The 12,565-nt window shown below is 58.1% G+C and carries 16 protein-coding genes and 1 pseudogene; 10 read left to right on the top strand and 7 right to left on the bottom strand.

Features of this window, described 5'->3' with window-relative positions; genetic code table 11:
• The 3 genes from VQ575_RS09165 to VQ575_RS09155 are packed head-to-tail and all read right to left on the bottom strand — an operon-like array spanning position 1 to position 3,067.
• Entirely contained in the window at positions 1-867 is an 867-nt protein-coding gene (locus tag VQ575_RS09165) for a carbohydrate ABC transporter permease (protein WP_030142069.1), read from the bottom strand.
• Entirely contained in the window at positions 864-1,973 is a 1,110-nt protein-coding gene (locus tag VQ575_RS09160; protein ID WP_039592770.1) for an ABC transporter ATP-binding protein, read from the bottom strand. The genes VQ575_RS09165 and VQ575_RS09160 overlap by 4 nt, the downstream gene beginning before the upstream one ends.
• The gene (locus VQ575_RS09155) at positions 1,973-3,067 is read right to left on the bottom strand and encodes an ABC transporter ATP-binding protein (protein ID WP_039592769.1); all 1,095 of its coding nucleotides are present in this window, start codon (positions 3,065-3,067) and stop codon (positions 1,973-1,975) included. The genes VQ575_RS09160 and VQ575_RS09155 overlap by 1 nt, the downstream gene beginning before the upstream one ends.
• 304 nt (positions 3,068-3,371) lie before the next feature.
• Between VQ575_RS09155 and VQ575_RS09150 the strand changes: the two genes are divergently transcribed.
• Entirely contained in the window at positions 3,372-5,222 is a 1,851-nt protein-coding gene (locus VQ575_RS09150) for a sigma-54-dependent Fis family transcriptional regulator (RefSeq protein ID WP_325919492.1), read from the top strand.
• 45 nt (positions 5,223-5,267) lie between these two features.
• On the opposite strand, the pseudogene VQ575_RS09145 reads toward VQ575_RS09150, so the two are convergent.
• A pseudogene (locus tag VQ575_RS09145) lies at positions 5,268-5,790 on the bottom strand (anti-virulence regulator CigR family protein).
• A gap of 356 nt (positions 5,791-6,146) precedes the next feature.
• Between VQ575_RS09145 and VQ575_RS09140 the strand changes: the two are divergent.
• From VQ575_RS09140 to VQ575_RS09125, 4 genes are all read left to right on the top strand, one after another.
• Positions 6,147-6,344, top strand: coding sequence for a hypothetical protein (locus VQ575_RS09140; protein WP_039592766.1), 198 nt, complete (start codon positions 6,147-6,149; stop codon positions 6,342-6,344).
• A gap of 279 nt (positions 6,345-6,623) precedes the next feature.
• Entirely contained in the window at positions 6,624-7,052 is a 429-nt protein-coding gene (locus VQ575_RS09135; RefSeq protein ID WP_039592765.1) for a DUF2628 domain-containing protein, read from the top strand.
• A gap of 104 nt (positions 7,053-7,156) precedes the next feature.
• A complete protein-coding gene (locus VQ575_RS09130; protein WP_080942501.1) occupies positions 7,157-7,333 on the top strand; it encodes a DUF3606 domain-containing protein in 177 nt (58 codons plus the stop codon).
• Positions 7,334-7,472: 139 nt separating this feature from the next.
• Positions 7,473-7,607, top strand: coding sequence for a hypothetical protein (locus VQ575_RS09125; RefSeq protein ID WP_268794786.1), 135 nt, complete (start codon positions 7,473-7,475; stop codon positions 7,605-7,607).
• A gap of 202 nt (positions 7,608-7,809) precedes the next feature.
• On the opposite strand, the gene VQ575_RS09120 is transcribed toward VQ575_RS09125, so the two are convergent.
• Positions 7,810-8,241 (bottom strand): PACE efflux transporter, encoded by a 432-nt coding sequence (locus tag VQ575_RS09120; RefSeq protein WP_039592764.1) that lies wholly within the window; start codon positions 8,239-8,241, stop codon positions 7,810-7,812.
• A 106-nt stretch (positions 8,242-8,347) separates the two neighbouring features.
• Between VQ575_RS09120 and VQ575_RS09115 the strand changes: the two genes are divergently transcribed.
• Genes VQ575_RS09115 through VQ575_RS09105 form a run of 3 tightly spaced genes read left to right on the top strand, consistent with a single transcriptional unit; the run spans position 8,348 to position 10,010 of the window.
• Complete coding sequence (locus VQ575_RS09115; RefSeq protein ID WP_325919872.1) at positions 8,348-9,232, top strand: LysR substrate-binding domain-containing protein; 885 nt, start codon at positions 8,348-8,350, stop codon at positions 9,230-9,232.
• A complete protein-coding gene (locus VQ575_RS09110; RefSeq protein ID WP_325919491.1) occupies positions 9,229-9,681 on the top strand; it encodes a type II toxin-antitoxin system HicA family toxin in 453 nt (150 codons plus the stop codon). Before VQ575_RS09115 ends, VQ575_RS09110 begins: the two co-directional genes overlap by 4 nt.
• Positions 9,678-10,010 (top strand): type II toxin-antitoxin system HicB family antitoxin, encoded by a 333-nt coding sequence (locus VQ575_RS09105; protein WP_030138077.1) that lies wholly within the window; start codon positions 9,678-9,680, stop codon positions 10,008-10,010. Before VQ575_RS09110 ends, VQ575_RS09105 begins: the two co-directional genes overlap by 4 nt.
• 31 nt (positions 10,011-10,041) lie before the next feature.
• Here VQ575_RS09105 and VQ575_RS09100 read toward each other — a convergent pair whose 3' ends face one another.
• Both VQ575_RS09100 and VQ575_RS09095 read right to left on the bottom strand, forming a co-directional pair.
• A complete protein-coding gene (locus VQ575_RS09100; protein WP_030138076.1) occupies positions 10,042-10,245 on the bottom strand; it encodes a hypothetical protein in 204 nt (67 codons plus the stop codon).
• A gap of 431 nt (positions 10,246-10,676) precedes the next feature.
• On the bottom strand, positions 10,677-11,231 hold the full coding sequence (locus tag VQ575_RS09095) for a TetR/AcrR family transcriptional regulator (protein WP_325919490.1): 555 nt from the start codon (positions 11,229-11,231) through the stop codon (positions 10,677-10,679).
• 126 nt (positions 11,232-11,357) lie between these two features.
• Here VQ575_RS09095 and VQ575_RS09090 point away from each other — a divergent pair, with 126 nt between their 5' ends.
• On the top strand, positions 11,358-11,999 hold the full coding sequence (locus VQ575_RS09090) for a DJ-1/PfpI family protein (RefSeq protein WP_325919489.1): 642 nt from the start codon (positions 11,358-11,360) through the stop codon (positions 11,997-11,999).
• A 27-nt stretch (positions 12,000-12,026) separates the two neighbouring features.
• Complete coding sequence (locus VQ575_RS09085; protein ID WP_325919488.1) at positions 12,027-12,551, top strand: DUF2867 domain-containing protein; 525 nt, start codon at positions 12,027-12,029, stop codon at positions 12,549-12,551.
• Positions 12,552-12,565 lie beyond the last annotated feature (14 nt).

Raw genomic sequence — 12,565 nt, 5'->3', positions numbered from 1 at the left:
TCAACGGTTGGCGTCGGAGTGCGTCATGGCGGTGTAGAACAGCCAGGACACCAACAGAATGATCAGGAAGTACACCAGGGAAAACGCCGCCGCCGGGCCCAGGTCGAATTGGCCGATGGCCATCTGCGTCAGGGTCTGGCTGAGGAACGTGGTGGCGTTGCCCGGCCCGCCGCCGGTGAGTACGAACGGCTCGGTGTAGATCATGAAGCTGTCCATGAAGCGCAGCATCACGGCGATCAGCAGCACGCTCTTCATCTTCGGCAACTGGATGTGGCGAAAGACTGCCCAGTTCGATGCCCGATCGATCCGCGCCGCTTGATAGTAGACGTCCGGGATCGCCCGCAAGCCCGAGTAGCAGAGCAACGCCACCAATGAGGTCCAGTGCCAGACGTCCATCACCAACACCGTGACCCAGGCGTCCATGGTGTTAGCCGCGTAGTTGTAGTTGATGCCCAAGCCGTTGAGCGTCGAACCGAGCAAACCGATGTCGGCGCGGCCGAAAATCTGCCAGATGGTGCCGACCACGTTCCACGGGATCAGCAGCGGGATGGCCAGGATGATCAGCACCAGGGACGACCATTTGCCCTTGGTCGGCATGGTCAGGGCGATGGCGATGCCCAGGGGGATTTCAATCAGCAGCACGCACGCCGAGTAGATGAATTGGCGCAGCAGCGAATCGTGCAATCGTGGATCGAGCAGCACCTGCTTGTACCAGTCGGCGCCGACGAAGTAGCGGCTGGACTGGTCGAAGATGTCCTGCACCGAGTAGTTGACCACGGTCATCATCGGGATCACGGCGCTGAAGGCCACCAGCAGGAACACCGGCAACACCAGCCACCAGGCCTTGTTGTTCTGCACCTTGTTCATGGCTGCACCTCGCTCAACGGTTCCAGCAAATACTCATCGGCATAGACCATCAGCCATTGGGCCGGAAAACTGATGTACGCCGTGCCTTCCGGTACCGGCTTGTCTTCGGCCAGGCGCACTTTCAGCGGCGCGCCGTCGAGGTTGAGGGTCAGGATCTTGTAGGTACCCAAGTCTTCGACGTGGACTACATCAGCCCGCATCGCGTCGTCGTAAGGGCCGTCCCAGACGTGCACGAACTCGGGGCGTATACCGACCTTCAGGCTTTTGCCCTCGGCTTCGGCGATACGCCGTTGCAGGGTTTCGGACAAAGGCAAGTGGGTCGATCCGAAGCCGACGCCACCGGGCTGCGCCGTGACCTCGATCAGGTTCATCCCCGGGCTGCCGATGAAGTAGCCGACGAAGGTGTGGCTCGGGCGCTCGAACAAGTCCCGGGGCGTGCCGAACTGCACGATCTGGCCGCCGTACATCACCGCGATCTTGTCGGCGAAGGTCGAGGCTTCCAGCTGGTCGTGGGTGACGTAGACCATGGTGATGTTGAACTGCTCGTGGATCTGCTTGAGCTTGCGCCGCAGTTTCCATTTCAGGTGTGGGTCGATCACCGTCAGCGGTTCGTCGAACAGGATCGCCGACACATCGTCGCGCACCAATCCACGCCCCATCGAGACTTTCTGTTTTTCATCGGCGGTGAGGTTGCGGGCTTTTTTATCCAGCAGGTTCTGCAGGTCCAGGACCTCAGCGATTTCCTGCACCTTGGTGTGGATCCGCGCCTCGGCCATGCCCTGGTTGCGCAGCGGGAACGCCAGGTTATCGAACACGGTCATGGTGTCGTACACCACCGGGAACTGGAACACCTGGGCAATGTTGCGCCGCTCCGGGGACAGCTCGTTGACGACCTTGCTGTCGAACATCACCTGCCCTTCGGAAGGGCTGAGCAAGCCGGAGATGATGTTGAGCAAGGTGGATTTGCCGCAGCCCGAAGGCCCGAGCAACGCATAGGCGCCACCCTGCTCCCAGATGTGGTTCATCTCGCGGATCGCGTAGTCCTCGGGGCCCGCCGGGGTGCTGGTGTAGCTGTGGGCGAGGTTCTGCAAACGAATTTCGGCCATCAGGCAACCCTCGCAATACGCTGGCCCGGGGCTTGGACCAGCTTGCCCTGGGCGTCGAAGACAAACAGTTTATGGGTCGGGATGTAGATGCGGATCGGCGCGTCGACGTCGTATTCGTGCACGCCCGGCAAATGCAGCACCAACAGGAAGTGTTCGTTGCGTACGTGCAGGAACGTTTCCGAGCCGCTGATCTCGGCCACCTCGACGGTCACGGCCAGCTCCAGGTCGTCATCGTTGCTCGGCACCAGGGAGATATGGCTGGGGCGCACGCCGAAACGGAACTCGCCTTCGCCCACCGGGCGCAGATCGACGTTCAGCGGGAAGTGGACGAAATTGGCGAAGCTGACTTCATTGTCGGCGATCCGTCCGGGCATCAGGTTGATCGGTGGTTCGGAAAACAATTCGGCGGCCAGGACGCTTTGCGGCTGATGATAGACGGAAGATGACTTGCCGCTCTGGATCACCCGGCCCTCGTGAAGAATGGTCGTGGTGCCGCCCAGGGCCAGCGCTTCGTTCGGCTCGGTGGTGGCGTAGACGGCAATGGTGTGGCGAGCCTGGAACAGCTCGCGCATCTCCTGGCGCAGCTCTTCGCGCAGCTTGTAGTCGAGGTTCACCAGAGGCTCGTCGAACAGGATCAGCTCGGCGTCCTTGACCAGCGCCCGGGCCATGGCCGTGCGCTGCTGCTGGCCGCCGGACAACTCCAGTGGATGGCGCTTGAGAAACTTCTCGATCCGCAACATTTTGGCGGTTTCCAGGACTTTGCCCTGGATGATCTCTTCGGCCACCCCCGCCTGGCGCAACGGCGAGGCGATGTTTTCGAAAACGGTCATGGTCGGGTAATTGATGAACTGCTGATAGACCATCGACACGTTGCGCAACCGCACCGGGCGCTGGGTGACATCGACGCCGTTCATCAGGATGCGGCCGCTGTCGGGCTTGTCCAGACCGGCCATCAGGCGCATCAGGCTGGTCTTGCCGGACAGCGTGCGGCCCAGCAAAACGTTGAAGGATCCGGGTTCGAAACTCAGATTGGCATCGTCGATCCAGGTCTGGCCTTCGACGGTGCGACAGATGTGCTCAAGCTTTAATGACATGGCTCGGCCTTTTTATTATTTGGAGTCAAGCGACCCGAATGCAAAAGCGAAAGCCGTGCCAGAAATCACAAGCCTTTGATCAGCCTTATATTTCCGTTAATTCGCAGGAAAAATGCGTTCGTTGATGAACAGAAGTGAACAGTCAGGAATGAACAACTGAACAACCGACGGGTTGACAATGAACAATTTTGAACAACACTGAATGAACGTTTTACGCTAGCCTGGCCATGCAGGCCTGCCCCAGCACAAGGAGTCTGTGCGAGACTTGCCACAACAATAAAAACAGCTCCTGCGAGAGTGCCCCATGGCCGCACCTGCTCCTGCCTTGTCCCACGAGGCCATCATCCAGGCTTCCTGGTCCCGTTGCCGTGCCTTTGGCCTGAACCACCAGAGCGTGCCCGCGTTCGATCAACTGCCGGCCGAGGGCATCGCCCAATTGCTGGAGAGCCAGCATTCGCTGGTGCAGACCACTCACCAGGAAGTCCTGCCCTACTACGAGAATATCCTCAGCAATTCCAATTGCCTGATCATGTTGGCCGACAATCAAGGCCAGGTCCTGACGTCCTGGGGCACCCAGCGCTTCATCGAGCCGAAACTGGCCCACGGCTTCAGCGCCGGGGCGAGCTGGATGGAGCGCTGCACCGGCACCAACGCCATCGGCACCGCGCTGGCTTGCGAGCAGGCGGTGCATATTGAACACGATGAACACTTCCTCAAGGCCAACCGCTTCATGACCGGTTCGGCGGCGCCGATCTTCGATGCCGAGCGCAAGGTCATCGCTGTGCTGGACGTCTCCAGCGACAGCTACCTGCCGCCGTCCCACACCCTGGGCATGGTCAAGATGATGAGCCAGACCGTGGAGAACCGGCTGATCCTCAACCTGTTTCGCGGTGAACACTTCCAACTGACCTTCAATACCGGCCTGAACAACCTCGACAGCCAATGGGCCGGGCTGCTGATTTTCGACGAGACCGGTCAAGTCCTGTCCGCCAACCGCCGTGCCGACAACCTGCTGGGCCTGAGCCTGTCGCGAGTGAGCATCGAAAGCCTGTTCAAGGTCTCGCTGATGGAGCTGCTGAACCAGCCCGACGGCCTGCCGTTCGCCTTGCAAGCGTCCGGACGCAATCGCTTCCAGTGCTTGCTCAAACGGCCGAAACAGGTGTCGATCAAGCCGCGCATCTTCGCCGAACCGGCGCCGTCGCCGACGCCAGCGCCGGCCAATCCCGGCATCAGCCTCAACGCCCTGCACTTTGGCGACAGCCGCGTGGAAAAAGCCGTGCGCCAGGCCGAGCGTTTGCTGGAGAAAGACATTCCGCTGCTGATCCACGGCGAAACCGGTGTTGGCAAGGAAGTGTTCGTCAAGGCCTTGCACCAGGCCAGCTCGCGCTGCAAGCAGCCGTTCATTGCGGTCAACTGCGCGGCAATTCCCGCCGAGTTGGTGGAGTCGGAACTGTTCGGCTATGAAAAAGGCGCCTTCACCGGCGCCAATCAAAAGGGCAGCATCGGCCTGATCCGCAAGGCGGATCGTGGCACGTTGTTCCTCGACGAGATTGGCGACATGCCGCTGCCGACCCAGGCCCGGCTGCTGCGTGTGCTGCAGGAACGCTGCGTGCAACCGGTGGGCAGCGCCGAGCTGTTCCCGGTGGACATCCGCATCATCTCTGCCACCAACCGCTCGCTGCGTGAACAGGTGCAACTGGGGCGTTTTCGTGAGGATTTGTACTACCGCATCGGCGGCCTGACCCTGGAGTTGCCGCCCCTGCGCGAACGCAGCGACAAGCAGGCGCTGTTCAAGCGCCTGTGGGAACACCACCGTGAACCGACCCAATGGGCCGGCCTGAGCCGTGAAGTCCTGGAGTTGTTCGAGCGGCATCCATGGCCGGGCAATCTGCGGCAGGTCAGCAGCGTCCTGCAAGTCGCCCTGGCAATGGCCGAGGAACAACCGATCCGCCCCGAGCATCTTCCTGATGACTTTTTCGTAGACTTGGAAATGGATCCGGTGGTAACACCGGAGCCGCTGACGGTGGACTTGAACGATGCCGAGGATTTGAACCGCCAGCTACAGGCCGTGGGCGGGAATATTTCCCATTTGGCGCGGCGCCTCGGAGTCAGCCGCAATACGCTGTACAAGCGCCTGCGGCAACTTGAAAGCTGACACGAGACCTGTGGAAGCGGGCTGCCATTTCATTGAAACAACGGGTTAATCGAACGCACCGTTGAGCACTTCATAAATGATGCCGCTGGCAATCGCCACCAGAATCAAGTCCGTGCCGACCTGCTGCCATTCATAACCGTCATAGTGCGGCAAACGCCCTAGCAGGCGCCCGTCGAGCTTCTTGGCGATGCCGGGTGAACGGCTTGCCTCGGGCCAGGTTCTTCTGGATACCGGGAGGCAATGCGGGGCCGGGACTCCAATAATCGCGGTAGCCGCCGATCACCCCAAGGATGCCGCCACGGTCGATGTTCGGGCCGTTATGCCAGTCGCTGCCGCCACCGCCCTGGTTGCCCTTGTTCCCGGAGTTTCCTTGGCCGCCCTGGTTACCTTTATTGCCAGCATTTCCCTGGCCGCCCTTGTTGCCCTGTCCACCCTTGCCGCCTTGCCCCTGGCCTTGATCGAATTGAGCGTTTCCCTTGCCGTTCCCCGGGTCCGCGACAACGATCCCAGGGCCTGCGGCCAAGGCGAAACAGGTGACTGCAGCAATCAACGAGCGCGATTTGAACATGGCAGTTCTCTCAAAAAGGGGATATCCCCTGTAAAGATATAGAGACTAACGGTGATATTAGTTCCATATCACGCTTGCGTCATTTGCCAAGCCGACCTTGCGCGATTGCCCACACACCGCCGCCCTGCCCGACAGGCTGGCTGACCTGGCTTTGTATTATTCGTGACTTATTTCTGAGGCATGGTTGAAAACGTTGCCGGCCTCGACGGGCCACTGGTCGCCTTTGAAACTTCGCGCGCATCAAGCGGGTGTGTCTGGCTCAAGCTTTGCAGCGGACCGTGGTAGCAGCGCAGGACGACGTCTTCCTGGCGCGGCAGCAAAATTCTCAACGCTTGGTCAGCCACCGGAGATGTACCGTGTCAACTCTCAACGAAATTGCAGCGAACCACGCGAGAATGGCAAAGTTAAAGGAAGAAGAGTCGATGCGGCTAAGTGCAATTCAAAGCCAGATAGTGGGCAGTTTTGAAATACCATCGACGCAGCCTGCGAAGGAGATGTCGCTGCACTTTCTGACGAGGGCGCCGGAGCATGTTTTTGCCGAGGCGGTGCTTTGATGGCTTGCCCTGGTATTTGATCAACCTGTCGCCCGTTATAGAACGGGCGATTCACGTTTGCCTGCCCTGAATTTTTCCGTCCTTTCCCAAGCGCCATGCCTGCCTGCGCAGGACCTACCGTGATACCCATCACAGATCACATAGTCCGCTAAACAGGCAGTGCGGTATTTCGGCGCGCGAACGCTTATAAAGCGGACTGCAAAATCTGCTCGGCGAAAAAAAGCCGCGCGGCATTTTCGAGAGAACGAACTCTTTCATGGAAAACAAGGAACGAAAAAAATGACCACCGCTGAAGACATGCAAAGCACTGGCAAATACAGCCCCAAGTGGCAAGAACGCTTCGACTTCTTTGAAACGTATGGCGCACCAAACGACCCGCGCTACAAGGAAGCCGTCAAGACGCTGCCGGACTTCAAGAAAAAAATCCTGATCAACGCCAACGTGATCGCGTTTTTCTTCGGCCCTATTTATCTGTTTGTCCTGGGGCTCTGGAAGAAAAACCTCGCCCTGCTCGGTATTTTCCTGGCGATCAACATCGTATTGAGCGTGATCTTTGCGATCATCGGCATGGAATTCCCGCGGCCTTTGAGCATGGGTCTGAATATCGCCATGTCGATGATGTATGCGCTCATGACCAACTACGCCTACTACTTGAAAGAAATCAAAGGCGAACAAGGCTGGAATCCACTCAAGGGCATGCGTCTCTGAGGGCCCGCTTGATTGTCAATGCATAAAAATGACGCAAACCTTCAAGCCTGATGGTCTATTGGAAGTCGCCTGGGTACCCAGGCTTTCTTCCAAGGAGCTCGAAAATGGCTGACGACTTGAGCAACCGCGGACCGCGAGACCGGAGCCGCATCAACACTTCCGAAGAGTGGGAACTGAGATACTGGACGAAAGAGTTCGGCGTGACCGAAGACGAGCTCAAGGCGGCGGTCCAAGCCGTTGGCGCAGGAGCGGAAGATGTACGCAAGAAACTGAAGAAGTAAAACGAAGCCCTACCTCGCTGTAGGGCTTTTTTTGCAGAACGTGTTGGCGTCGTCCAATAAGCCTATTAGAAAAAATGAATTACCCGTCAAAGCGTTCGGTCAACAATTATGAACGCAGTCGTCTGACGAGGTAACAGCAATGACTATCGAAGCAGATACACTCGTACAACTGACCGAAGCCCTTCAAGAACGCGGCATGGTATTGGTATCTGAGGTGGCATTTATCCGCGCGCCGTATCGGCAGGATCATCATTGGATTTGCATGGTCGAGTAAGTAGAAATCCGCCGTGTTCCTTCTCGATCAGGAAGACCCCGGCGGAATGCCATCCTTGTTGAAATCCTTCAAACGCTCACGCTCCTGCTCGGTGGAATGGGCGGGCGTGTTGTCCTTGGGTTGCTCTTTTTTCTTTTCGTCGGCCATTGGTGTGCCCTCTCGCTAGGTGGTATGGGGTTGGGCACACCAGGGCGCTGGCAGTTCAATCCGAACGCGCCTGCGCCGAAAGCGGAACATCGAACACTCGATCGAATACCCACTGAAAACCGAGCGAATAGAAAAAGAAAAACACAAACAGCCCCAGGTTCGTTACCAGCGCTAATCCCAGGCTGATACCCAACCAGGCTCCAATCACCGGAGTCAGTACCAGGGTCAATCCGCCCTCGAACCCCAGGGAATGAAGCAGTCGGCGCTGCCAGTTGCGATGAACATTGGCTTGACGACGCTCCCACCATTCGAACAGGCCGTTGAAAAGCATGTTCCAGGCCAGCGCAACGGTAGAAATCACCAGGGACAGCAAGGTTGAATAGCCCATGCCCTGCTCATAGATGAGCGCAAGGGACGGCGCGACAAACAGCACACCACCGGCCTCATAAAGCATGGCCTGAAGAATTTTGCGAGCTGCGCCTTGCATCGATGGACTCCAGAAACTGGGGGAAGGAATCACAGCGTGGCAAGTTGAGCGCTCGCGCTCAATTGAGATAAATTGAGGCACGCTCACCTTGAGTAACCTCCCGCCCATGTTCGCCAAACTGCCCCTCACCGCCCTGCGCGGCTTCGAATCCGCCGCGCGGCTGGGCAGCTTCAAGGCGGCAGCCCAGGAACTGAACATCAGCCCGGCGGCGATCTCCCATCAGGTCAAAAGCCTTGAAGCGTTCCTCGGTGTGCGATTGTTCGAGCGCTCCAGTCAAAACGTGCGCCTGAGCGCTGACGGCGAACGCCTCCAGCCATACCTGTACCGCGCCCTACTCGAAATACAACACGGCCTGCATATGCTGGCACCGTCGTGTACCGCTCAGTCGCTGGTGGTGAGTACAACGCCAGCGTTCGCCAGCCTGTGGCTGATTCCCAGGCTCGGAGACTTTCATCGGTTGCATCCCGAGATTGACGTCAGGCTGCACAGCAGCAACGACGTGGTCGACTTGCAACGTGACGCCAGCGTCGACCTGGCGATCCGTGCCCTCTTCAAGCCGGATCCTCAACTGTTCGAGCAACCTCTGCTGGATGAGTACTTTGGCGCTTACTGCCAACCCGGTTGGCAACCGCCCACAGCGGGCTCGCCCGTCGAACTCATCGACGTACCATGGCTGAGCAGCGCAAATGTCGCGGTCGATTGGGCTGCATGGTGCGCCAAGGCCGACACCCTGGGCTGGCTGCAGAACGCGCGTTACCGGCGTTATGACGAGGAACAGCATGCGCTGCAGGCCGCTGTAGCCGGGCACGGGTTGGTGCTCGCGAGCAATGTGCTGGTTGCCGAGGCGGTTGTGCGTGGGCAGTTGGTTGGTTACCGCCCCGAGATTCGCTTGGCGGGGGCGCGTTATACCGTGGTGTGCGTGCCGGGGCGGGAGCGGCAGGTGGAGGTGCGGGCTTTTAGTGAGTGGGTGTTGGGGCGGAATGTTGGTTGAGTTGGATAGCACCATCAAAGAAGTTTGTTGCAGGACAAGGTGATTCTTCACGGAGAGCCACATTAGGATTGGAGGATGGAGACGGAGCTATTTCCTCGGAAAAATGCCGAAATGAAAATTCCGTCCCTGCGTCAAACCTCGGTGAGAACAGTACTGGCAGGAACCTGCTATCTTTTTTTGATAGCATGATCAAAATGAACAACAGGCACCGGAAAATTTGGGAAGCGATCTTCCACACGCCAACCAGCGCGACGGTAGTGTTTGCTGACATTGAGGCGTTAGTCGTCCATTTGGGCGGTCAAGTGTTGGAACGCCAAGGATCGCGGGTCAAGCTCGTGCTACGAGAGGCCCTGTGGCGCTGTCATCGGCCGCACCCCGGAAAGGAAGCCAAGAAATATCAGGTAGAAGAGGCTCGTGAATTTTTCCAGCGGGCAGGAGTAGAGCTATGAACAGCATGACCTATAAGGGTTACACAGCCCGAGTTGAGTTTGATGAGCGCGACGACATCTTTGTCGGCCGGGTCCTGGGCGTCCGTGACATCATCAGCTTCCATGCCGACTCAGTAGCGGAGCTACGAGCGGAATTTGCTGCCGCGATTGAGGATTATTTGGCGGACTGTGCCGAGCAAGGTATCAGCCCAGAGAAGCCCGCTTCGGGGAAGGTAATGCTGCGCATCCGCCCGGAAGTGCACGCCGCGGCTACCATTGCAGCCCAAGCCGCTGGCAAAAGCCTGAACCAGTGGGCGGACGAAGTGTTTGAACGAGCAGCACACGCTTGACCACAAACAAGCCCGGCACCAAACCGGGTCTTCAATGAAGCACTCTGCGGCTTTCCCCTATCCTTATGCGGTCAAGGGCGCGGTTTAACGCATCCAGCGCCTTTAAAAGCGCTTGTGCCTCAGCTTCCCGACCATCTCCCCACAGGCGCTCAGCCATCTTGTTGAGCGCCAGGATCGATCGCTCGATTTCGGCAGCACTGGCTGTCGTTTTGTCGTCTGGTTGTTTCTTTGGCATGTTCACTGATGCTTTCTTCAAGGTGGGTCGGCGCTTTCACGTTACAGGCATACCACGAGGCACCCGACGGTGCACCTAAGCATCGCAGAGCGCCACACTCAAGCCCAGATGGCCGACTCTCCTGTGAATAATCAGCGTCCGCCGTAGCCTACTTCGCACCGCCGTTGCCACGATTCGTCTGGGCGTCCTGGTCGGACCCGGGGTTTCCAGGCGGCGGATTCCAATCTTCGGGCCTCTCGCCAGTGCCCTGCTTTGGCTCAGACTCAGCCTGTTCAAGACCGGAACCATGTCCTTTGCCCGTATCAGGCACGTTCTCATCTGGCCCTGGGTATGGCGCCTCAGGACCATTATTATCAATCACCATAATGCCTCTCCTGTCTGAAGCGCAGTTCTGCGCATACATTTGAGAGGGCTTGCTTACACAGGAAGTGCTATGTCCGCGACGAGTGGAAGCCCCCTTCGAAAAGGGAAAAGGCTCGATGCACGAAACTGTTGAAGCGAGCAGCATCACGCCGCAGCCCTGCCTGTTGTCCGCCAATCAGGCACAAGTGGGCCATATGACCAATCACTTCGGCTTCGCCTGGCATAGGGAGCAAGCGGCGGCCCGTCCGTATCGCAAAGTCGAGTCGTGTTGTGTCGACGCGCTGCTGAAACTCGGCAACCAACGGATCGTGCAGCGACCAGGCGCGGATGGAAATTTCCCGATCAGGTTGTTTTTCAGCGGCAATGCTCAAGTAGCGTTTCAAGGTATCGCCCGCACTGCGCCCCTCCGCCGCATAAGCGAGCATGCGCCCCGTATAGTCTTCTTCCCAAGCGGTCAGCAACGTGCGGACAAAGTCTTCGCGATTACGGAAATGGTGATAGAACGATCCGCGGGTCACATTCAATCGGCGCGATAGACTCTCGGCTGAAACGCCAATGTGCCCCACTTGGTCGAGGGCCTCAAAACCAGCCGCGATCCAATGGTTACGAGTTAGTTTTTCCATCCGTTATTTCCCTCCCTGTTCTGCACCATACAGGCTGTGTATGGCGCCCAACCGATTGATACCTTGCGAACACCGGCAAAGATTGCCGTTGCGTTTCACACGCCAGCAGTTTTGATGGAGTTCGCCTTGAAGAAAATCGCTCTAGTTGCTTTCGACCAATTCACGGATATCGACCTATTCCTGATGTGGGACATCTTGGGCCGCAACACCGAAGACTGGCACGTCCGAATATTGGCTTCCAGCTCTATCGTGGTTTCGGCCCATGGCCTGGCTGTTTCAGTGCACGGTCCGCTTTGCGAGGCCAACAGTGCCGACGCGGTATTGTTCGTCAGCGGTAAGGAAGGGATACCCACCGCACTTGCCGCACCGGATTTCCTGCCATCGTTCGAACTTGACCCCAGACGCCAGCGAATCGGCTCGATCTGCGCTGGAGCTTTCATTCTAGAACGGCTTGGGCTGCTCTGCGGCCGGGCAACTACACACCCGGATGCACGATCGGGCTTGCAAGCCCTGGGACTCGAATCCTTGGACCAACCACTGGTATGCCAAGGGAACGTGGCAACCGCAGGTGGATGCCTCTCGGCGCTTTATCTGGTGGGGTGGTTGGTCGAATCCTGGTTCAACGTAGACAAGCGCCGCGCGACGCTACACCCTGTTCTGCCAGCAGGCCAGCAAGCGCTCTACAATGCCCTGATCGGGCTGAGTATCCGCCAAGGAGAAATGGGCGCCGCGCAACAAAAAAAACGACATGGCATGTCGTCTAATTGATTATTAGAACTCAGGAGAGAGATCCCAATGCCCCGAGAATTTGAGCTCATCACGTCCGTACCAGTCCCCTCAAGGTCCGGCATCACGCACCTCTACAAATCGATGAACCTGGCGGACGCTTTTGCGATCCCGTTACCTGCCGGCACGTCCAGCAATCCAGATTTGCTGGCTCGTTTCATCCTTTCCCAGCAGCCATCCTGGATCGGATGGCTTATGACAGTCCGAGACACCATCGCTGCCTGCTTTGGTCTCAAGACAGCCAGGCATTTGGCAACACTTGCTGATCGGATTCAAATCTTCAAGGTATACAGCACGAACCAGACCGAAATCGTATTGGGGGAGGACGACAAGCACCTCGACTTCCGGATATCGATCCTGTGTTCCGAAGAAGCAGAGCCAGGACACACTCGCCAACTTGTGTTTTCAACCGTGGTCCATTGCCACAACCGTCTGGGCCGGGCCTACCTCTTCGTTATTGCCCCATTTCACCGCTTGGTTGTTAAAGCCAGCCTGCGCAGTGCAGCGCGCGTCGGTTGGCCTCTGGCTGCGTGAGCCGCGACACAAAA

It is taken from the genome of Pseudomonas frederiksbergensis (genome assembly GCF_035751725.1).
Taxonomy (GTDB): domain Bacteria; phylum Pseudomonadota; class Gammaproteobacteria; order Pseudomonadales; family Pseudomonadaceae; genus Aquipseudomonas; species Aquipseudomonas frederiksbergensis_A.
Note: the sequence above shows the minus strand (reverse complement) of the source record. Positions and strands in the feature narration are given on the sequence as shown.

Coding starts and splice junctions, on each gene's coding strand:
- VQ575_RS09165 (WP_030142069.1), bottom strand. CDS start 867: ATGAACAAGGTGCAGAACAACAAGGCCTGGTGGCTGGTGTTGCCGGTG.
- VQ575_RS09160 (WP_039592770.1), bottom strand. CDS start 1,973: ATGGCCGAAATTCGTTTGCAGAACCTCGCCCACAGCTACACCAGCACC.
- VQ575_RS09155 (WP_039592769.1), bottom strand. CDS start 3,067: ATGTCATTAAAGCTTGAGCACATCTGTCGCACCGTCGAAGGCCAGACC.
- VQ575_RS09150 (WP_325919492.1), top strand. CDS start 3,372: ATGGCCGCACCTGCTCCTGCCTTGTCCCACGAGGCCATCATCCAGGCT.
- VQ575_RS09135 (WP_039592765.1), top strand. CDS start 6,624: ATGACCACCGCTGAAGACATGCAAAGCACTGGCAAATACAGCCCCAAG.
- VQ575_RS09130 (WP_080942501.1), top strand. CDS start 7,157: ATGGCTGACGACTTGAGCAACCGCGGACCGCGAGACCGGAGCCGCATC.
- VQ575_RS09125 (WP_268794786.1), top strand. CDS start 7,473: ATGACTATCGAAGCAGATACACTCGTACAACTGACCGAAGCCCTTCAA.
- VQ575_RS09120 (WP_039592764.1), bottom strand. CDS start 8,241: ATGCAAGGCGCAGCTCGCAAAATTCTTCAGGCCATGCTTTATGAGGCC.
- VQ575_RS09115 (WP_325919872.1), top strand. CDS start 8,348: ATGTTCGCCAAACTGCCCCTCACCGCCCTGCGCGGCTTCGAATCCGCC.
- VQ575_RS09105 (WP_030138077.1), top strand. CDS start 9,678: ATGAACAGCATGACCTATAAGGGTTACACAGCCCGAGTTGAGTTTGAT.
- VQ575_RS09100 (WP_030138076.1), bottom strand. CDS start 10,245: ATGCCAAAGAAACAACCAGACGACAAAACGACAGCCAGTGCTGCCGAA.
- VQ575_RS09095 (WP_325919490.1), bottom strand. CDS start 11,231: ATGGAAAAACTAACTCGTAACCATTGGATCGCGGCTGGTTTTGAGGCC.
- VQ575_RS09085 (WP_325919488.1), top strand. CDS start 12,027: ATGCCCCGAGAATTTGAGCTCATCACGTCCGTACCAGTCCCCTCAAGG.